Below are 19972 nucleotides of genomic sequence, written 5' to 3' on the forward strand. Positions count from 1 at the left end.
TTCCGATGCGAAATTGGCTGAAAGGTGGGGTCCTGGTTTTGCTGTGCTGGGCTCAGGGCGCCTTGGCGGGAACGGTGTTGGTGGTCGGGGATAGTATCAGCGCCGCTTTCGGGCTGGAAACCAGCCAGGGCTGGGTACAGCTGCTTCAGCAACGCCTTGATACAGAGAATCTCGATCATCGCGTGGTGAACGCTTCGATCAGCGGTGACACCAGCGCTGGAGGGCTGGCGAGGTTGCCTGCGCTGCTGGAGGAATATGATCCGGAAGTAGTCATTATCGAGTTAGGTGGCAATGACGGGCTCCGTGGTCAGCCGCCAAAACAACTGAATCAAAACCTGGCAGCCATGGTCGACCTGTCACGCGAGGCCGATGCCAAGGTCGTGTTGCTCGGTATGCGTTTGCCCCCCAACTTGGGACAACGTTACACAAGTGCATTTGCGGACGCGTTCGACTCGCTTGCAGACGAGCAGAGCCTTCCATACGTCCCGTTTTTTCTCGAAGGTATCGGGGGCGTTGAGGGCATGATGCAAGCCGATCGAATCCATCCCACTGCGAGTGCGCAGCAGCAGTTGCTGGACAACGTCTGGCCGGTGCTCGAACCCTTGCTTTGAAACGTGCGCGCGGCTACTGTCGCGCCCCTCGAATCGGAGCCTCAGATGCCGCGCCCAGCCTGGACCCTTTTTGCCTATCGCCTCATCGTTCCAGACGAGCAGTTCGATCTGTTTGCCTGCCGCGAAAATCGGCTGCACTTGGCATTACGGCAACTTGAGTTGAATGGTCAGGTTGACCGCACGCTTTGTGGCGGTTTTCTTCCAGCGCGCCCGCTCTGGCAAGACATCGAGCGCTCGATTCTTAAAGATCGCCGCCTCTGTCCCGCTTGCCGTGAAGCACTTAGCGCACAGCGTAAAGGCCTTCCGTCTGCCGTCAGCGCCTGGTAGCTCGGCGGCCGTCAGCGGTTCGAGTACAATCGCCGCCAACACGAACACTTTCCCAAGGAAACCCCTGAATGCTTTCGCGTGCGTTTGCAGTCGCCTCCAGTGTGTCACTCGCAGCCTTGCTTTCGGCCGGCCAGTCTGTCGCTCTCGAACTACCGCTACCTCCAGAGGGTGAGGACGTGGTTGGGCAGATTCAGGTGATCAAGGCCAACTACGAGGACACGTTCGCTGCACTCGGCGAGACGCATGATCTGGGCTATCTGGAACTGATTGCGGCAAACCCGGGCGTGGATCCCTGGTTACCGGGTGAAGGGACCGACATCATCCTACCGACGCGGTACATCCTGCCGCCCGGACCGCGAGAAGGCGTCGTGATCAACCTTGCGGAGTACCGTCTTTATTACTACCCGGAAGGCGAAAACGTGGTGCACACTTTTCCGCTCGGTATCGGGCGTGAAGGGTGGGGTTCCCCGGTTGGCAATACACGGATTTCAGCCATGACAAGCAATCCGGCTTGGTACCCGCCGCAATCTATCCGCGATGAACACGCTGCCGATGGCGATCCTTTGCCAAAGGTCGTGCCGCCAGGACCTGATAATCCGCTTGGTCCTTATAAGATGAGCCTGGCGTTGCCCGGGTATCTCATCCACGGTTCGAACAAAAAATTCGGTATCGGCATGCGCGTCAGTCATGGCTGTTTCCGTATGCTCAACCACAACGTCCTGGAGCTGGCAGGCTTGGTCAAGGTCGGCACCTCGGTGCGGATCATCGATGAGCCGTACAAATTTGGCGTGAGCCAGGGCAAGATCTATCTGGAAGCACACACGCCACTTCAAGACGAAGAGAAACCGATGACACTCATGGACAAGCATGCGGTGGTCATCAATACATTGCTCAAGCGTGATGAGGCTGCAGGTTCCCTCCAGCTGGATTGGGAAATGGTTCGTGAGATCATCGCTGGCGAGGATGGCCTGCCGATTCAGATTGCCGAGCGGGGCCAAGCGCTGGCCACTCATGAAGAGCACGTCTTCTAGAATCCGCGCCTGTAGATCGCGCCAGGAGAATCTGGCGCGCATAAAAAAGCCGACCTGATTGCAGGTCGGCTTTTCTTTGCCTGAAGCTTACTTGCGGCTGGCGCGTTCCAGCATACGCAGTGCACGCTCATTGGCTTCGTCAGCAGTCTGCTGGGCCTTCTGAGCAGCCTGCAGAGCCTCGTCGGCACGGCTGTACGCTTCGTCGGCACGCGCCTGAGCGCGGGCAGAGGCGTCTTCGGTCGCGGTCAGGCGGGCTTCGCTTTCTTTGGTCATGCTGTTGCTGCAACCAGTGGCCAGAACTGCGGCGAAAGCCAGAGCAGAAAATTTCAGAACGTTGTTCATCGTGTTCCCCTTAAGGATGAAATCCATGGCAACTCCCGTTATGGAAAGTTGGCGCGCACATACTACCGATTAGTTGCGCTAAGTAAACTGAGCCAAGCAGCCGCTACCACATTTTTTCTGCATGCTCATTCATTTAACGGCAACTGCTGGTCAAACTGGCTGAAAAACAGCCAAAGTCAGCCGCTGCACTCGATACATGGACCGGTGTGAGTACCGAAAAGTTGCAGTTTTCATCTGCGTCGGTCATTTGATTACAGCTCGTTCGGCTTATTGCGCGGCGGCTACTGATTTAAGCAATTGAAGCCAAGTCTTACCTGGCGGTAGCATGCGTCGTCCAGCTAACAATAAGAACGGAGAATACGTGTGGACGCTGCACGTAGTTTCCAAACAAACAGGGCAGGTCAAGCCTGCAGAGGAGGCGAGATGACCGAACAGCTAAGCATCCATCATGATCGAACGAGCCATCAGTTCGAGACCACCGTGGATGGTCACCGCGCGTATCTGGCCTATGTTGATCTCGGCAAACAAACTCTGGATATCTACCGGACCTTCGTACCCGATGCGCTGCGTGGTCGAGGTGTTGCGGCCGTATTGACCCAGCATGCGCTGGATTACGCCGCGAAGGAGGGTTATACGGTTATTCCTTCCTGTTCGTATGTGGAGTGGTACATCGAACGGCAGGGTGCTTCCTCGGACGGTCTCGACCGGGAATAAAAAAACGCCGGCAAGCCGGCGTTTTTCCGCTTCTGACAGCGTCAGCTGCGGGCACGGTTGGGCAGTACGTCCTTCAGCTTCGTGTGCATGCCGATAACGGCTTTTTCGGTGGCTTCCCAGTCAATACAGGCATCGGTGATCGAGACACCGTATTTCAGATCGCCGAGGTCCTTGGGAATGGGCTGGTTGCCCCAGCCCAGGTGACTTTCCACCATCAATCCAACGATCGAATTGTTGCCCTCGAGGATCTGATTGGCCACGTTGTCCATCACCAGTGGCTGCAAGGCTGGGTCCTTGTTGGAATTGGCATGGCTACAATCCACCATGATGTTGGGCTTGATGCCGGCTTTGCTGAGTTCCTGTTCGCAGACTGCGACGCTGACCGAATCATAGTTCGGCTTGCCATTCCCACCACGCAACACCACATGACCATAGGCGTTGCCCTTGGTCGTGACGATGGAGACCCCGCCGGACTGGTTGATACCCAGGAAACGGTGTGGGCTGGATACGGATTGCAGCGCATTGATCGCTACGGTCAAGCTGCCATCGGTGCCATTTTTGAAACCCACCGAAGACGACAGCCCTGATGCCATTTCCCTGTGAGTCTGGGATTCGGTGGTCCGCGCACCGATGGCCGACCAGCTGATCAGGTCCTGCAGGTACTGGGGGGAGATCGGGTCCAAGGCTTCGGTAGCGGTCGGCAAGCCCATTTCTGCTAGATCGAGCAGTAGCTGACGGCCAATATGCAGGCCATCCTGAATCTTGAACGAGTCATCCATGTACGGATCATTGATCAGGCCCTTCCAGCCGACCGTGGTGCGTGGCTTCTCGAAGTAGACACGCATGACCAGGAACAGGGTATCCGAGACCTTGTCGGCAAGCACTTTTAGACGCTCGGCATATTCATGCGCGGCTTTCAGGTCATGAATCGAGCAGGGGCCTATCACGACGAACAGGCGATGATCCTTGCCGTCGAGAATGTCGCGTATTACCTGGCGCCCTTCGGAGACGGTCGCCAGCGCTGCAGCGGTCAGCGGTATATCACGCTTCAACTGTTCAGGCGTAATGAGTGTCTCGTTGGAAGAAACGTTAAGGTCATCGATCGGTAAATCAGCCATCGTGTTCTCGTCAATCACAGATGCCGTCCGCCAGCCAATCCCGGTGCGGCGGAGCAGAGCTTGAGGGCGCAGCGGGGAAGCGGAACCTTATCGCGTATTGCGCTGCCTCGACAATCATCTTGAAGTCGGACTGCTACATCGCCGGTGGCTGGCGTACCAGGTAGCTATCCATAGCTGCTGGGCGCTGCCTAGGGACACTGATAAGGTGACCGTTTAACGTGCGCCAACCATGGCGTCCCACTGATCTGTAGTTGGAGTTCCCGCATGACTGCTCCCAAATCTCGAATCGGAATTATCGGTGCTGGCGCTATCGGCGGCTTTTACGGCGTGATGCTCGCCCGGGCTGGCTACGATGTGCATTTCCTTCTGCGCAGCGAATACGAGACGGTTCTGCAGAATGGCCTGCAGATAAACAGTGCGGTGCATGGCTCGATGCAGCTGGACTCGGTACAGGCCTACCGCACTCCTGCGCAAATGCCCAAGTGCGACTGGCTGCTGATTGGCGCGAAAAGCACCAGCAATTCGGACTTGGCTCCCCTGATCGCCGAGGCTGCAGCGGAAAATGCCAAAGTTGTGGTGTTGCAGAACGGCCTGGGGGTCGAGGAGACCCTGCGTCAAGTGCTGCCAGACAACATCCATCTGCTGGGTGGTCTCTGTTTCATCTGCGCGCATCGTTCAGCGTTAGGCGTTGTGGAGCACCAGGCGCTTGGTGGAGTGAATCTGGGCTATCACTCCGGCCCGGCCAGCGCCGCTGAGCAGCAGAGCTTGGTTGAAGAGGGTGTCTCAATGTTCCGTGCGGCGGGTGTCGACTCTAATGCGGCTACGAACCTCGCGCAGGCGCGTTGGCAGAAGCTGGTCTGGAATCTGCCATATAACGGTCTTTCCGTATTGCTCGACGCCGGTACGGAACCCTTGATGAAAGATCCTAACAGCCGAGCGCTGGTCAGATCGATCATGCTGGAAGCCTGTGGAGCTGCTGCCGCGTGTGGCGAGCCGCTGCCCGATGCGCTGGTGGACCGCATGTTGATGGCCACCGATCACATGCCCAACTATCTGCCGAGCATGTATCACGATCATGTAAACGGTCGCCCGATGGAGCTTGATGCGATCTACGCCGCTCCGCTGGCTGCTGCGGCAGGCGTGGGATTTGCGATGCCGAAGACCGAGGCGCTTTACCAGGCTCTGCGTTTCCTGTCAGCACGCGCTCTCTGACGATTTTGGCCAGCCCGCCCGGCGGCTCATGTCCGCTGGGCGGTTCTCGGTGCCGTAGTGGTTCGCTTCTCGGCTGCTAAGCTCAATAGGACCGCCAGATACGGGTTCTGTGGCTGGCCCGGCAATGCGATTGGGTTGGCAGACCTATAAAGAGCGAGGGTTGGGCTTGTCGCTCTGCCTTGGCGAAGGGCGGAAGGAGTCTATGGCTCGATATCTGCAGGTGACTCATACGAAAATGGCCTAGAATTCCGCCGTTCTGGTGCTTAAAGTTATAAAAATATGGGTGGCGTCCGGGCGCCATTGGCCTTTGAGGGATCTCTATGAAGCTTCAGCAACTGCGTTACATCTGGGAGGTGGCGCATCATGACCTCAATGTCTCGGCAACAGCGCAAAGCCTGTTCACCTCGCAGCCTGGTATCAGCAAACAGATTCGTTTGCTCGAAGATGAGCTGGGCGTAGAGGTTTTCGCGCGCAGCGGAAAGCATCTGACCAGGGTTACGCCAGCTGGTGAGCGGATCATCACTACCGCTGGAGAGATCCTTCGTAAATGCGAAAGCATTAAACAGATCGCCCAGGAGTTCTCAAACGAGAAGCGCGGCACGCTGAGCATCGCGACCACCCATACGCAAGCGCGCTACGCACTGCCGCCCGTGATCAGTGCATTCATCAAGCAATACCCGGACGTATCGCTGCATATGCACCAAGGCACGCCAATGCAGATTGCAGAGATGGCCGCAGATGGAACCGTCGATTTCGCTATTGCTACCGAGGGGCTGGAACTGTTCGGCGACCTGGTCATGATGCCGTGCTATCGCTGGAACCGTTGCGTCGTCGTGCCGCAGGGGCATCCGCTGGCAAAACTGGAGAAGCTCACGCTGGAAGCCTTGGCTGAGCATCCAATCGTGACCTACGTGTTCGGTTTCACCGGACGGTCCAAGCTGGACGAGGCGTTCAGCCACAGGGGGTTATCACCGAAGGTGGTCTTTACCGCCGCTGATGCCGACGTCATCAAGACCTATGTGCGCCTCGGATTGGGTGTCGGGATCGTTGCGCGCATGGCCGTCGATGCAAAGCTCGACCCGGATCTGGTCGTGCTCGATGCGAGCGAGCTGTTCGAGCCCAGCGTGACCAAAATCGGGTTCCGTCGCGGCACCTTTCTGCGCGGTTTCATGTGCGACTTCATTGAAACTTTTGCGCCGCATCTCGACCGCGAAATGCTCGAGAAAGCCGTGCATTGCAAAAATAAGGTCGAGCTGGATGAATTGTTCATGAACGTCGACCTGCCAACCTTTTAGGCCCATCTCGACAAGAGGCGGGGAGCGGGCGAAACGGGAGCGTTCGGTGCCAAGCCGCGACAAGGGGCCATTCGTCAGCCCCTTCATCGAGAAAGGCTAGTGTCGGTCGTTAGCTTTTAGCGATCAGGTTGCCAGCGTGTAAACCGCATTCCTTCTGGGTCGACTCTTCCCACCACCAGCGGCCCTCACGTTCGTGCTGATTGGGCAGCACCGGACGTGTGCACGGCTCGCAACCAATGCTGATAAACCCGCGCTCGTGCAGGCTGTTATATGGCAGCTCGAGCATGCGGATGTAGCCCCACACTTCTTCGCTGGACATCTCCGCCAGCGGGTTAAACTTGTACAGGCTGTGGTTGGGTGTGGAAAACGCGCTGTCAATCTCGAGCACCGCAACCTGGCTGCGCGTACCAGGGCTCTGGTCGCGGCGCTGGCCTGTTGCCCAGGCGCGAACGCCTGACAACTTGCGACGCAAGGGTTCGATCTTGCGAATCCCGCAGCACTCGCCATGGCCGTCGAGGTAGAAACTGAACAGCCCCTTTTCGTTGACCATAGGCTGTAGCAGTGCTGGATCCGGCGTCATGATTTCGATGGCAATACCGTAGTGCTCGCGAACCTGCTCGATGAAGCGATAGGTCTCGCTGTGCAGTCGTCCGGTATCGAGGCTGAACACTTTCACGCTCTTGTTCAGCTTCCAGGCCATGTCGACCAGCACGACGTCCTCAGCTCCGCTGAACGAGATCCACAAATCATCACCGAAAAGATCAAAGGCCAGTTTGAGAATGTCCTGCGGGGATTTGCCGGCATAGGAGGCTGCCAGCGCGGCTACATCAATGGGTTGGCTCATCAGGCGGCTTCCTTGGTTGGCGCTTGGCGCGCTCTGCTGGCGACGATGTTAACAAACAGTAGTTATGACGCTAAATAACGTTTCAGGTCTACAGACCGATCTTTGTGGAATAAGCGACGCGTTGCTTCGCTGGGTCCATGCCGTTAGAGTGCCGCTTCAATTTTTCTGCTGTAAGGAGCGCGTCCGTGGAAATAGCCTGTCTCGACCTGGAAGGTGTTTTGGTTCCGGAAATCTGGATTGCCTTCGCCGAGGCAACCGGAATCGAATCGCTGCGGGCGACCACGCGCGACATTCCTGACTACGACGTGCTGATGAAACAGCGACTGAGAATTCTGGACGAGCACAATCTGAAGCTCTCGGACATCCAGAAAGTCATCGCCACGCTGAAGCCGCTCGATGGCGCCGTCGATTTCGTGGACTGGCTGCGAGAACGTTTTCAGGTCGTGATTCTGTCCGATACATTTTACGAGTTCTCGCAGCCACTGATGCGCCAGCTGGGTTTCCCCACGCTGCTCTGTCATCGTCTGATCATCGACGACTCGGATCGCGTCGTGGACTATCAGCTGCGCCAGAAAGATCCCAAGCGACAGTCGGTGATCGCGCTGAAGAGCCTTTACTACCGCATCATCGCAGCAGGCGACTCGTACAACGACACCACCATGCTTTCCGAGGCGCATGCCGGCATCCTCTTCCATGCGCCGGACAACGTCATCCGAGAGTTCCCGCAGTTTCCCGCGGTGCATACCTTCGATGCGCTCAAGCAAGAATTCATCAAGGCATCCAGCCGCAAGCTGACGCTGTAAAGAAATTGGCTCCACGGCAGCATGCCCAGCCGCCGTGGAGCCTTATGCTTCTAGCGTTGTCTCCAGCGTTCCCAGCAACACGCTCACCTTATCCAGGGTTTCCTGATACTCAGCCTGCCAGGCTGAATCTGCCACGATGCCGCCGCCGCCCCAGCAGTAGACGTCTTCTTTTCGGAACAGCAGGGTGCGGATCGCAATAGAGCTATCCATTTCGCCACGCACATCCAGGTAAAGTAGCGAGCCACAGTAAATGGCGCGGCGAGTCGGCTCTAGCTCACCAATGATCTCCATCGCGCGGATCTTCGGTGCGCCTGTAATCGATCCGCCGGGAAAGGCGCCGGTGAGCAGATCGAGCGCATCCTTGCCCGTTGCAAGTCGCCCGCTGACGCTGCTAACCAAGTGATGCACATTGGGGTAGGTTTCCAGGGAAAACAGCTCCGGCACGCGGATACTTCCGATTTCGCAGCTGCGGCCCAGGTCGTTGCGAAGCAGGTCGACAATCATCAGATTCTCTGCCCGGTCCTTTGTGCTGGCCATCAGCGCGTCGGCTTGTGCCTGATCGCTTTGAGGATCGAGCTTTCTAGGGCGAGTGCCCTTGATCGGGCGGGTCTCGACTGTCCTGTCGCTCACGCGCAGGAAGCGCTCAGGGGAGACGCTGACAATGGCTCCTTCTTCGGTCGCCATAAAGCCAGCGAAGGGGGTCGGACATGCGTCACGCAGGAGGCGGAACGCCCGCCACGGGTCGCCACTATAAGTGGCCTGAAAGCGTTGGGCGAAGTTCACCTGATAGCAGTCACCTGCTTGGATGTAATGCTGGATACGCTCGATCGCGTCTTGGTACTTGCTGGGTATCAGGTCGGGTGTGAAGGCAGATGACAGGCTGAACGTTACGAGTGGAGATTGCCAATCCGTTTCGAACAGCGTGGTCAGGCGATCGCGTTCCGTCTGATCCATTGATGGATGAAAGACCAGGTGCGTGGATTGACGCTGATGATCGTTCACCACTGCCCAGGCATAGATGCCGAACCGAGCATGGGGAAGATCCAGGTCGACGGCAGCATCATTTGAGAACTTTTCCAATCGTGAGCCGAAGTCATAGCTGAGATAGCCCAGCAGGCCGCCTATAAAGGGAAGATCGGCGTTCGGCGGCGCTTCGGCATCACCTAACGAACGGAGCGCCTCACGCAGCCTCGAAAAAAATTCAACGCCCGTTTCCGACGCGCTAGGTTCGAGAACCTGTATTGGCCATGCGCTGAGCAAGTCGAATCGGCCACGTTCGGCAACCGGCCGGCCGGAATCGAGCAGCACTGCGCCGGGCGCATGGTGGATGCGCTCGAACCAGAAAGCTGGGTCGGGGCGATAGGGAAGGGCATGGAGCGTGCAGAGGGGCATGATGTGTTTCGTTCGGAGGAAGCCCGGCCAGTGGGCCGGGCTCAGGTTCAGTCGTGAGCCGGGATGTGGCCAAACAGCTCCTGAGCGAATCGCACTCGCTCTTCGGGGGTTTCCTGCACCCCATCCTTCTTGAGCTCCTCGACCCGCTTTTCCACGGCGTGGGCGCGGTGGGTCAGGCCACAGTCGTTAGCGATCTGAATGTTGAGGCCAGGGCGTGCGTTGAGCTCGAGAATCAGCGGCCCCTTATCCTCATCCAACACCATGTCGACACCGATATAGCCAAGGCCGCAAAGCTCGTAGCAGCCGGCTGCAAGTTTCATGAAGCCGTCCCAGTTCGGCAGCTGTACCCCGTCCACTGCGTTGGTGGTGTCGGGGTGCTTGGTGATTTTATTGTTCAACCAGGTGCCGCGTAGCGTGATGCCTGTCGCCAGATCTACTCCAACGCCGATGGCACCCTGGTGCAGGTTGGCCTTACCGCCTGACTGCCGAGTCGGCAGGCGCAACATGGCCATTACCGGGTAACCCATCAGAACGATAATGCGAATATCCGGGACGCCTTCGTAACTGATGCTCTTAAAAATCGGGTCAGGGGTAACGCGGTATTCGATCAGGGCGCGGTCACGGTGACCGCCCAGCGAATACAACCCGGTGAGGATGTTGGAAATCTGATGCTCGATCTCGTCGTGAGTAATGATCTTTCCTGACACCGTCCGGTAACGACCCTCGAATCGATCGGCTATGACGAGAATGCCGTCACCGCCCGCACCCTGGGCTGGTTTGACCACAAAGTCGGTGTGGTCCTTGACGATATCCTTGAGCTTTTCGATATCACGCTCGGTCTCGATGATCCCGTACATCTCCGGGACATCGATACCGGCTTCGATTGCTCGCTCCTTGGTGATGATCTTGTCATCGACGATCGGATACAGGTTGCGCTTGTTGTACTTGAGCACGTAGTCCGCATTGCGGCGATTGATACCCATGATGCCTTTGGCTTCGAGGGCCTTCCACGTCTTGATTAGACCGAACATGGCTCAATCCTTCAAAAAGGCTTTGAAACGAAACAGTTCGGTCAGGCGGTAGCCGCGATAACGACCCATCGCGAGCATGAAGCCAACCATGATCAGCAGAACCGCCGGGAAGGTGAAGATGAAGTAGGTCAGCTCCGGAATGTTCATCAGCAGGAACGCCAGCGCAGCTGCGATGAGCGTACCGACTGCCACCTTGAACGCATGACCGCCGCCGCGTTCTTCCCAGGTGATGGAGAGGCGCTCGATGGTCATGGTCAGGATGACCATGGGGAACAGTGAGACGGATAGGCCGCGCTCGAGCCCAAGCTTGTGGCTGAACAGGCTGATCACCGCGATCAGCACCACGACGAACGTGAGCACAACGGACAGGCGGGGCAGCATTTGGAGTTTCAAATGCTCCAAATACGAGCGCAGCGACAGGCCCATTGCGGTGATGACGGTGAACAGGATGATGCCGAAGCCGATCTGGGTTTCACGGAAGGCCAGCGCAATCAGTACTGGTGTAAAGGTACCCAGTGTTTGCAAACCGCCGAGGTTGCGCAGAATCAGAATGACCAGAACGCCGATCGGAATCATGATCATGATCTGGTAGGTCTGCTGAGTTTGCAGTGGAAGGCCGTAAAGCGAATATTCGAGGAAGTCGGCGTCGGTATTTTCGTCAGTCAGTTTTGCCAGACGGATGGCATTCATCTCGCTGCTGTTGAGCGTAAAGGTAACTTGCGGGTTGCGCCCACCTTCGAGGTTCAGCAGCGGCTCGTTGCCGGTCCACCAGACCAGACGGTCATCAGGCAAACCTTGCTCGCCAGTTTCCGGATTGAAATACAGCCATTTGTCGCCGTTGAAGCTCCGCAGCCAGAGCTCCGGAGATTGCGCCATGTCGGCCTGCAGGCGAACCGTGTGTACGCGCTCCATGGGTACGTGGGCTATGGACAGCAATAGCTCGATCACCCGTGCCTTGTTGGGCGTCGAAGCGTCACCGCCAAGCAGCAGCTTGACGTTGTCGTCATTGGCATTGTTGACCCGCTTGATGGCTTCGCTGATGAAGGTTTCAACGTCTGCCGAATGCTGGCGAATGGGTGATAGCAATGCTTCTGCCGCAATTTTCTCAGCCCCTTCAACCGGAATGCTGTCACGGAAGATCGGGCCGGTAGCCTTGGTCTGTTCACCGCTATAGCGTCGGGTCAGTACCAGTCGGTAGTACAGCGTCTGCTTGCCATTGACGCGCCGCGCTGACCAGGTAACCCGGCGGTTGCCATCGGCACGATTGATGCTCACGCCATAGTTGTTGGAAATGAAGCTCTCATTGAGGCTGACGAATTCCTGATTGAGCGGCGGTACGTACATCTGCAGCTTCACCGGCTCGCGCGGGTTGGCCTGGAATTCGACCTTGGCGTCAATATTCCAAAGGTCATCGGTTTCATCTTCAGTCACCGGAATGCCCAATACGAATATCTGGTAGGCGGTGATTGCGATGCCCAGCGAGACGAGCAAAAGAATCAGGATTTTCAGGTGCAGGGTAAGTGCGCGCATGGGGTTACTCGTCAGCGTCAGATTCGATAATGCAGCCGGGTTTGCCAGCAGCGTACTTAAGGTCAGGGTCGACCAAGGCACCGAAGCGAGAAAGCGCATCGGAACCGATCAAAAGTGGGTATTGGAATGCGCTTCGGTCCGTGAGGTTCACTTCGATGCTGCGTTTTGCCTTGCCCATACACAAATTGAGTTCAACAACCGGGCGCGGTGTATAGGTTTTCTCTTCCTCTGGGTCGAAGTCACCAGCACGACGCTTGATCTTGCTGATGCGCTGCAACGGGAGTTCGATGGGGCGGTCATGGGCTTCATCAATAGCCAGGTAAAAGCGCACCCAGCTTTTTCCGTTGCGCTTGAAGCGTTCGATGTCGCGCGCGCTGAGCGAGGCAGTCTGGGCGCCGGTATCAAGCTTGGCTGGCACCTCCAGACCAAAATCCGGCAATGCCACATGCTCATTCAGGCCGTAGATCGTTTTGTCATCGGCCTGTGACCAGAGCGGGGCGCTTAAGAGGCAGAGCAATAGAAGGCGGGTTTTGGTGCTCATAAATCCAGGTAGTCGAGTCGGAAAAGCGGCCGGAACAACGAGCCAGGCTGAAGCACGTCGGAGCGAGCGCCGGACGTGGCGTATATAGCGGCGCATTCTAGCATGGGCGGCAGATCACGAAGCTAGGCTCAAGCCGTACTGCGGCGCCATGGGTCCAGGCGACTCAGCATCATCAGGGCGATTGTCGACAATCTACTTTTGTATCATTGACCGGGCGTGGTCTCAGGGCTAAGTTGTGGCCATAAATCGCTGAGGTGTCAACAATATGCTGGATGCGCTGGAAGTCCCCCGCCTTGATCAGGTGGACAGCGGAACCCTCTCCGAGCACGTATTTCGACGGATTCAGGCGGCCATTGTGAAAGGCGATATCGCGCCCGGTAGCAAGATATCGGAGCCTGAGCTTGCGCGTACCTACGGCATCAGTCGCGGGCCACTGCGCGAGGCGATCCACAGGCTGGAAGGGCAGAAGCTGCTGGTTCGCGTGCCGCATGTTGGCGCACGGGTGGTGTCGCTCAGCCATGCCGAGCTGATCGAGCTCTACGAGATCCGTGAGTCACTGGAAGGCATGGCCTGTCGCCTGGCAGCCGAGCGTATGAGCGAGGCGGAGATCCAAGACCTGCGCAAGGTATTGAGCACCCACGAGCGCGATGAGGCCTTCCAGGCCGGCGTCGGCTACTACCAGCAGGAAGGCGACTTCGACTTCCATTACCGGATTATCCAAGGCAGCGGTAACCGCACTCTTGCCAAGTTGCTGTGCGACGAGCTGTATCAACTGGTCCGTATGTACCGCATCCAGTTTTCCGCAACGCCCAACCGCCCGCGTCAGGCGTTCGCCGAACACCACCGGATCCTCGATGCCATTGCCGACCGTGACGGCGAGCTGGCCGAGCTACTGATGCGGCGCCACATCTGCGCTTCCAAGCGCAATATCGAGCGGCACTACCTGGCTGCTCAACAACAGACATCACAACCAAGAGGTGAGGCATGACACTTCCTACCCCCGGTCAGCGTTTCCGTGACGCGGTGGCCAGCGAGCATCCGCTGCAGGTCGTTGGCGCCATCAACGCCAACCACGCCTTGCTGGCCAAGCGCGCCGGCTTCAAGGCCATCTACTTGTCCGGCGGCGGCGTTGCCGCGGGCTCGCTGGGGCTGCCGGACCTCGGTATCACTGGTCTCGACGATGTGCTGACCGATGTGCGTCGCATCACCGATGTCTGCGACCTGCCGCTGCTGGTAGATGTAGACACCGGTTTCGGCTCCTCGGCGTTCAATGTGGCGCGTACCGTCAAGTCGATGATTAAGTTCGGCGCGGCGGCGATCCATATCGAGGATCAGGTTGGGGCCAAGCGCTGCGGCCATCGCCCAAACAAGGAAATCGTCACCCAGCAGGAGATGGTCGACCGCATCAAGGCGGCTGTGGACGCGCGCACCGACGACAGCTTCGTGATCATGGCGCGTACCGATGCGCTGGCGGTGGAAGGGTTGAATGCCGCACTGGACCGCGCCGCCGCCTGCATCGAAGCGGGTGCCGACATGATCTTCCCCGAAGCCATCACCGAGCTGGCGATGTACAAGACCTTCGCCGACCGCGTGAAGGCGCCAATTCTGGCCAATATCACCGAGTTCGGTGCAACGCCGCTGTACACCACCGAAGAGCTGGCCGGCGTCGATGTGTCCCTGGTGCTCTACCCATTGTCGGCGTTCCGCGCCATGAACAAGGCGGCCGAGAATGTCTACACCGCGCTGCGCCGTGACGGCACTCAGAAGAATGTGATCGACACCATGCAGACGCGCATGGAGCTCTACGATCGCATCAACTACCACGCATTCGAGCAGCACCTCGACGCACTGTTCGCTCAGAAAAAGAGCTGACAGAAAGACCCCGCTGAGTCAGCGAGGTCGATGCGGTCATTTACAACGTGATTTGCAGTATCCAGAACAAATCCAAGAAGGAGATAGCAATGGCTGAAGCAAAAGTTTTGAGTGGCGCAGGCCTGCGTGGCCAGATCGCCGGCCAGACCGCCCTGTGTACCGTGGGCAAGACCGGTGCCGGGTTGACCTACCGCGGGTACGACGTACGTGAGCTGGCGGCCGAGTGCGATTTCGAAGAGGTGGCCTACTTGCTGTTCTACGGCGAGTTGCCAAACACACAGCAGCTGACTGATTACAAGAGTCGCCTGAAGACCATGCGGGACCTGCCGCAGGCGCTAAAGGAAGTGCTCGAGCGCATCCCTGCCAGTGCGCATCCGATGGACGTCATGCGTACCGGTTCGTCGGTGCTCGGCACGCTCGAGCCGGAGCTCAGCTTCGACCAGCAGCGCGACGTGGCCGAGCGCCTGATGGCCGCTTTCCCGGCGATCATGTGCTACTGGTACCGCTTCACCCATGATGGCGTGCGCATCAATTGCTCCAGCGACGAAGAGACCCTGGGCGGTCATTTCCTCGCGTTGTTGCATGACAAGAAGCCTAGCGACTTGCACGTCAAGGTGATGAACGTCTCGCTGATTCTTTATGCCGAGCACGAGTTCAACGCTTCGACCTTCACAGCCCGCGTCTGCGCCTCAACGCTGTCCGATCTCTATTCCTGCGTGACCGGCGCTATCGGTTCGCTGCGTGGCCCGCTGCATGGCGGCGCCAACGAAGCGGCCATGGACATGATCGAGCAGTGGAAGAGCCCGGAAGAAGCACGTGAAGCCATCCTCGGCATGCTCGAGCGCAAGGACAAGATCATGGGCTTCGGCCACGCGATCTACAGCGTTTCCGACCCGCGCAACGAGGTGATCAAGGTCTGGGCCGAAAAGCTTGCGGATGAAGTGGGCGACACCGTGCTTTATCCGGTCTCGGTCGCCGTTGACGAAACCATGTGGGAGCAGAAGAAGCTCTTCCCGAACGCCGATTTCTACCATGCGTCCGCCTATCACTTCATGGGCATCCCGACCAAGCTGTTCACGCCGATCTTCGTCTGCTCGCGCGTCACCGGCTGGGCGTCCCATGTGTTCGAACAACGCAGCAACAACCGGATCATTCGGCCGAGCGCCGAGTACATCGGTCCGGAGCAGCGCAAGGTTGTCCCGATCGCCCAGCGTTGATCGGAGCGAGGGGGCTCGTCGTCGGGCTCCCCGCACCTTGCCCCACAGAACATTACTGAATTGAGTTCTTCCGGCATGAATACAGAACACCGCAAACCTTTGCCAGGTACTGGGCTTGACTACTTCGACACCCGTGAGGCGATCGAAGCTATTCAACCGGGTTCCTATGACAAGCTGCCCTATACGTCCCGCGTCCTGGCCGAACAGCTGGTGCGTCGCTGTGAGCCCGAAGCGCTGACCGATTCGCTGAAGCAGATCATCGAGCGCAAGCGCGACCTCGACTTTCCCTGGTATCCGGCACGCGTCGTCTGCCATGACATCCTTGGCCAGACCGCGCTCGTCGACCTCGCCGGTCTGCGCGATGCGATCGCGGAGCAGGGTGGCGACCCGGCGAAGGTCAATCCGGTTGTTCCGACTCAGTTGATCGTCGACCACTCCCTGGCGGTCGAATTTGCAGGCTTCGATCCGGATGCGTTCGAGAAGAACCGCGCCGTTGAGGAGCGTCGCAACGAGGACCGCTTCCACTTCATCGAGTGGACCAAGACAGCGTTCAAGAACGTCGACGTAATCCCGGCCGGCAACGGCATCATGCACCAGATCAACCTGGAGAAGATGTCGCCGGTGATTCAGGCGCGCGGTGGCGTGGCCTTCCCGGATACCTGCGTCGGTACCGACTCGCATACGCCGCACGTCGATGCGCTGGGTGTGATCGCCATCGGCGTCGGCGGTCTTGAAGCCGAAACCGTGATGCTCGGCCTACCGTCGATGATGCGCCTGCCCGATATCGTTGGTGTGCGCCTGACTGGCAAGCGGCAGCCGGGTATCACCGCTACCGACATCGTCTTAGCCTTGACCGAGTTCCTGCGTAAGGAGCGAGTAGTCGGGGCCTGGGTAGAGTTCTTCGGTGAAGGCGCTGACAGCCTGACGATCGGCGATCGCGCGACGATCTCCAATATGTGCCCGGAATATGGCGCAACGGCTTCGATGTTCTACATCGACCAACAGACTATCGACTACCTCAAACTGACTGGCCGCGAGCCGGAGCAGGTCGCGCTAGTCGAGCAGTACGCCAAGGAAACCGGCTTGTGGGCAGCGGCGCTGGAAGGGGCTGAGTACGAGCGCGTATTGGAGTTTGACCTGTCCAGTGTGGTGCGCAACATGGCCGGCCCGTCCAACCCGCACAAGCGTCTGCCGACCTCGGCGCTGCACGAGCGCGGCATTGCTGACGAAGATATGCTGGCTGCGGCGCGGGCCGAAGAGGCTGAAGGATTACTGCCGGACGGGGCAGTGATCATCGCGGCCATCACCAGCTGCACCAACACCTCCAACCCGCGGAACGTGGTTGCGGCCGGCCTGCTGGCGAAGAAGGCCAACGAGTTGGGTCTAGTGCGCAAATCCTGGGTCAAGACTTCATTCGCTCCAGGTTCCAAGGTCGCCAAGCTGTACCTGGAAGACGCCGGCCTTCTGACCGAACTGGAAAAGCTCGGTTTCGGCATCGTCGCCTACGCCTGTACGACCTGTAATGGCATGTCCGGGGCGCTGGATCCAAAGATCCAGAAGGAAATCATCGACCGTGATCTGTACGCCACGGCCGTACTTTCAGGCAACCGTAACTTCGATGGCCGCATCCACCCGTATGCCAAGCAGGCGTTCCTGGCGTCGCCACCCTTGGTAGTCGCCTATGCCATCGCGGGCACTGTGCGCTTCGACATCGAACAGGACGTGCTTGGCACCGATCAGCATGGCAATCCGGTCACGCTCAAGGACCTCTGGCCATCTGACGAGGAAATCGACGCCATTGTTGCGGCGTCGGTGAAGCCCGAGCAGTTCCGTCAGATCTACATCCCGATGTTCGACCTCGGCACCATCGAGGAAGCTGAAAGCCCGCTCTACGACTGGCGGCCGACGTCCACTTACATCCGTCGTCCCCCGTATTGGGAAGGTGCGCTGGCTGGTGAACGCACGCTGAAAAGCATGCGTCCGCTGGCGATTCTGCCGGATAACATCACTACCGATCACCTGTCACCATCCAACGCCATCCTGCTGGATTCAGCAGCCGGTGAGTATCTGGCGAAGATGGGCCTGCCGGAGGAGGACTTCAACTCCTACGCCACCCATCGCGGCGACCACCTGACTGCACAGCGGGCGACGTTCGCCAACCCGCAGCTGGTAAACGAGATGGCTGTGGTCGACGGTAAGGTGCAGAAGGGCTCGCTCGCCAGGGTCGAGCCGGAAGGTAAGGTGATGCGCATGTGGGAAGCCATCGAAACCTACATGAACCGCAAGCAAAACCTGATCATCGTCGCTGGTGCCGACTACGGTCAGGGTAGTTCGCGTGACTGGGCAGCCAAGGGCGTGCGGCTAGCCGGTGTCGAGGTGATCGTGGCCGAAGGCTTCGAGCGTATTCATCGCACCAACCTGGTCGGCATGGGCGTATTGCCGGTCGAGTTCAAGCCGGGTACTACCCGCTTGACCCTTGGTCTCAATGGCACCGAAACATATGACATTGATGGCGAACTGTCGCCGCGCTGCGACCTGACTCTGGTCATTCACCATAAGAACGGTGAAGAAACCCTTGTGCCGGTCATCTGCCGCCTCGACACCGCGGCCGAGGTGGGCGTCTACCAGGCGGGTGGCGTGCTGCAGCGCTTCGCCAAGGACTTTCTCGGGCAGGTGTGACCGGCCGTCCTCGTAGGGTGGATGGCGATTTTCCATCCACCGCACCAGCCCGCGCGGTGGATCGGTCAAGCGTGATCCACCCTACAACCCAATCATCTTCCAGCCAGGACTCACTCATGGCTCATCAAACCCAGATCAGAATTCCCGCGACCTACATGCGTGGCGGCACCAGCAAGGGCGTGTTCTTCCGCTTGCAGGACCTGCCGGAAAGCTGCCAGGTGCCGGGCGCTGCGCGCGACGAGCTGTTCTTGCGCGTGATCGGTAGTCCCGACCCTTACTCGGCGCATATCGACGGCATGGGCGGTGCGACCTCCAGTACCAGCAAATGCGTCATCCTGTCGAAGAGCGGCCGGCCTGGTCACGACGTCGAGTACCTCTATGGTCAGGTGTCGATCGACAAGCCCTTCGTCGACTGGAGCGGCAACTGCGGCAATCTCTCAACCGGCGCAGGTGCGTTCGCCCTGCATGCCGGACTGGTGGATTCCGAGCGCATTCCTCAGAACGGTACCTGTGTGGTGCGTATCTGGCAGGCAAACATCGGCAAGACCATCATCGCCCACGTACCGGTCACCGAAGGTCGAGTTCAGGAAACTGGCGATTTCGAACTGGACGGCGTGACCTTTCCGGCTGCCGAGATCGTGCTGGAATTCCTCGATCCGTCCGACGACGGCGAGGAGGGAGGATCGATGTTCCCCACCGGCAATCTGATCGATGAGCTGGACGTCCCGGGCATCGGTACGCTCAAGGCGACCATGATCAGTGCGGGCATCCCAACGGTTTTCGTCAATGCCGAGGACATCGGTTACCAGGGCACCGAACTGCGTGAGGATATCAACGGCAATCCCGAAGCGTTGGCGCGGCTGGAGGCGATTCGAGTTGCCGGTGCGTTGCGTATGGGGCTGATCAGGACAGCGGAAGAGGCGTTGACCCGCCAGCACACGCCAAAGGTTGCGTTTGTCTCAGGGCCAAAAACCTATCGAGCGTCATCCGGCAAGACCATCGAAGCAGGCGAGGTTGATCTGCTGGTGCGGGCATTGTCCATGGGCAAGTTGCATCACGCCATGATGGGGACCTGTGCGGTTGCTATCGGTGCGGCTGCGGCAGTGCCTGGTACTCTCGTTAACCTGGCTGCCGGTGGCGGCGAACTGACGGCAGTACGCTTTGGGCATCCTTCCGGCACGCTTCGCGTCGGTGCCGAGGCGGAGCAGGCTGACGGAAAATGGTCGGTAACCAAGGCGATCATGAGTCGGAGCGCCAGAGTTCTCATGGAGGGCTGGGTGCGCGTTCCTGGTGACTCGTTCTAAGCGATTGCCGACACAATCATGCGACTCGGCGTTGGCAAAGCTCAAATTTGTCGAGCGCGAAAAACAAAAAGTCCGCACTAAGCGGCCTTTTTGTTGTCTAGCAGAACGG

At 58.6% G+C, this 19972-nt stretch carries 19 protein-coding genes; 12 read left to right on the forward strand and 7 right to left on the reverse strand.

The genetic code is table 11. From position 1 onward, the window contains the following. Positions 1-5: 5 nt before the first annotated feature. The 3 genes from ACIGHL_RS03215 (at position 6) to ACIGHL_RS03225 (ending at position 1969) form a co-directional block, all read left to right on the forward strand. Complete coding sequence (locus ACIGHL_RS03215) at positions 6-611, forward strand: arylesterase (protein WP_128121171.1); 606 nt, start codon at positions 6-8, stop codon at positions 609-611. A 45-nt stretch (positions 612-656) separates the two neighbouring features. Further along, positions 657-938: a hypothetical protein gene (locus ACIGHL_RS03220; RefSeq protein WP_045426416.1), complete on the forward strand. Its 282-nt coding sequence runs from the start codon at positions 657-659 to the stop codon at positions 936-938. A 68-nt stretch (positions 939-1006) separates the two neighbouring features. Beyond that, positions 1007-1969 (forward strand): L,D-transpeptidase family protein, encoded by a 963-nt coding sequence (locus ACIGHL_RS03225; protein ID WP_128121172.1) that lies wholly within the window; start codon positions 1007-1009, stop codon positions 1967-1969. An 87-nt stretch (positions 1970-2056) separates the two neighbouring features. Here the strand turns inward: ACIGHL_RS03225 and ACIGHL_RS03230 are convergent, their stop codons facing one another. After that, a complete protein-coding gene (locus tag ACIGHL_RS03230) occupies positions 2057-2311 on the reverse strand; it encodes an Lpp/OprI family alanine-zipper lipoprotein (RefSeq protein WP_029404583.1) in 255 nt (84 codons plus the stop codon). 423 nt (positions 2312-2734) lie between these two features. Between ACIGHL_RS03230 and ACIGHL_RS03235 the strand changes: the two genes are divergently transcribed. Beyond that, positions 2735-3025: a GNAT family N-acetyltransferase gene (locus ACIGHL_RS03235; protein ID WP_128121173.1), complete on the forward strand. Its 291-nt coding sequence runs from the start codon at positions 2735-2737 to the stop codon at positions 3023-3025. Between the two features lie 41 nt (positions 3026-3066). Here the strand turns inward: ACIGHL_RS03235 and ACIGHL_RS03240 are convergent, their stop codons facing one another. Continuing rightward, complete coding sequence (locus tag ACIGHL_RS03240) at positions 3067-4143, reverse strand: 3-deoxy-7-phosphoheptulonate synthase (RefSeq protein ID WP_046163601.1); 1077 nt, start codon at positions 4141-4143, stop codon at positions 3067-3069. Positions 4144-4407: 264 nt separating this feature from the next. Here ACIGHL_RS03240 and ACIGHL_RS03245 point away from each other — a divergent pair, with 264 nt between their 5' ends. Further along, complete coding sequence (locus ACIGHL_RS03245) at positions 4408-5355, forward strand: putative 2-dehydropantoate 2-reductase (protein ID WP_128121174.1); 948 nt, start codon at positions 4408-4410, stop codon at positions 5353-5355. A 320-nt stretch (positions 5356-5675) separates the two neighbouring features. Beyond that, entirely contained in the window at positions 5676-6650 is a 975-nt protein-coding gene (gene cysB, locus ACIGHL_RS03250; protein ID WP_064482502.1) for an HTH-type transcriptional regulator CysB, read from the forward strand. A 109-nt stretch (positions 6651-6759) separates the two neighbouring features. On the opposite strand, the gene ACIGHL_RS03255 is transcribed toward cysB, so the two are convergent. Continuing rightward, a complete protein-coding gene (locus ACIGHL_RS03255) occupies positions 6760-7494 on the reverse strand; it encodes a phosphoadenylyl-sulfate reductase (protein WP_128121175.1) in 735 nt (244 codons plus the stop codon). Between the two features lie 185 nt (positions 7495-7679). On the opposite strand from ACIGHL_RS03255, the gene thrH reads away from it, so the two are divergent. Continuing rightward, entirely contained in the window at positions 7680-8297 is a 618-nt protein-coding gene (gene thrH / locus ACIGHL_RS03260; protein WP_128121176.1) for a bifunctional phosphoserine phosphatase/homoserine phosphotransferase ThrH, read from the forward strand. 42 nt (positions 8298-8339) lie between these two features. Here thrH and pabB read toward each other — a convergent pair whose 3' ends face one another. From pabB to rloA, 4 genes are read right to left on the reverse strand one after another with little or no spacing between them, the layout of a single operon-like run. Next, positions 8340-9689, reverse strand: a complete 1350-nt coding sequence (gene pabB, locus ACIGHL_RS03265; RefSeq protein ID WP_128121177.1) for an aminodeoxychorismate synthase component I — start codon at positions 9687-9689, stop codon at positions 8340-8342. A gap of 47 nt (positions 9690-9736) precedes the next feature. Next, on the reverse strand, positions 9737-10720 hold the full coding sequence (locus tag ACIGHL_RS03270) for an alpha-L-glutamate ligase-like protein (protein ID WP_128121178.1): 984 nt from the start codon (positions 10718-10720) through the stop codon (positions 9737-9739). A 3-nt stretch (positions 10721-10723) separates the two neighbouring features. Further along, entirely contained in the window at positions 10724-12250 is a 1527-nt protein-coding gene (gene rloB / locus ACIGHL_RS03275) for an osmotic stress tolerance membrane protein RloB (RefSeq protein WP_128121179.1), read from the reverse strand. Positions 12251-12254: 4 nt separating this feature from the next. Beyond that, positions 12255-12791 carry a retropepsin-like aspartic peptidase RloA gene (gene rloA, locus ACIGHL_RS03280; protein ID WP_128121180.1) on the reverse strand — a complete coding sequence of 179 codons (537 nt, stop codon included), beginning with the start codon at positions 12789-12791 and terminating at the stop codon, positions 12255-12257. Positions 12792-13056: 265 nt separating this feature from the next. Here rloA and ACIGHL_RS03285 point away from each other — a divergent pair, with 265 nt between their 5' ends. The 5 genes from ACIGHL_RS03285 (at position 13057) to prpF (ending at position 19863) form a co-directional block, all read left to right on the forward strand. Further along, the gene (locus ACIGHL_RS03285; protein WP_102836314.1) at positions 13057-13779 is read left to right on the forward strand and encodes a GntR family transcriptional regulator; all 723 of its coding nucleotides are present in this window, start codon (positions 13057-13059) and stop codon (positions 13777-13779) included. Then, positions 13776-14663, forward strand: coding sequence for a methylisocitrate lyase (prpB, locus tag ACIGHL_RS03290; protein WP_128121181.1), 888 nt, complete (start codon positions 13776-13778; stop codon positions 14661-14663). Before ACIGHL_RS03285 ends, prpB begins: the two co-directional genes overlap by 4 nt. Positions 14664-14752: 89 nt before the next feature. After that, the gene (gene prpC / locus ACIGHL_RS03295; RefSeq protein ID WP_128121182.1) at positions 14753-15880 is read left to right on the forward strand and encodes a bifunctional 2-methylcitrate synthase/citrate synthase; all 1128 of its coding nucleotides are present in this window, start codon (positions 14753-14755) and stop codon (positions 15878-15880) included. A gap of 75 nt (positions 15881-15955) precedes the next feature. Next, on the forward strand, positions 15956-18559 hold the full coding sequence (acnD, locus tag ACIGHL_RS03300) for a Fe/S-dependent 2-methylisocitrate dehydratase AcnD (protein ID WP_128121183.1): 2604 nt from the start codon (positions 15956-15958) through the stop codon (positions 18557-18559). Between the two features lie 116 nt (positions 18560-18675). Continuing rightward, positions 18676-19863, forward strand: a complete 1188-nt coding sequence (gene prpF, locus ACIGHL_RS03305; RefSeq protein ID WP_128121184.1) for a 2-methylaconitate cis-trans isomerase PrpF — start codon at positions 18676-18678, stop codon at positions 19861-19863. Positions 19864-19972: the final 109 nt, after the last annotated feature.

The sequence above is a fragment of the Pseudomonas sp. NPDC077451 genome, from assembly GCF_044543345.1.
Lineage (GTDB): Bacteria > Pseudomonadota > Gammaproteobacteria > Pseudomonadales > Pseudomonadaceae > Stutzerimonas.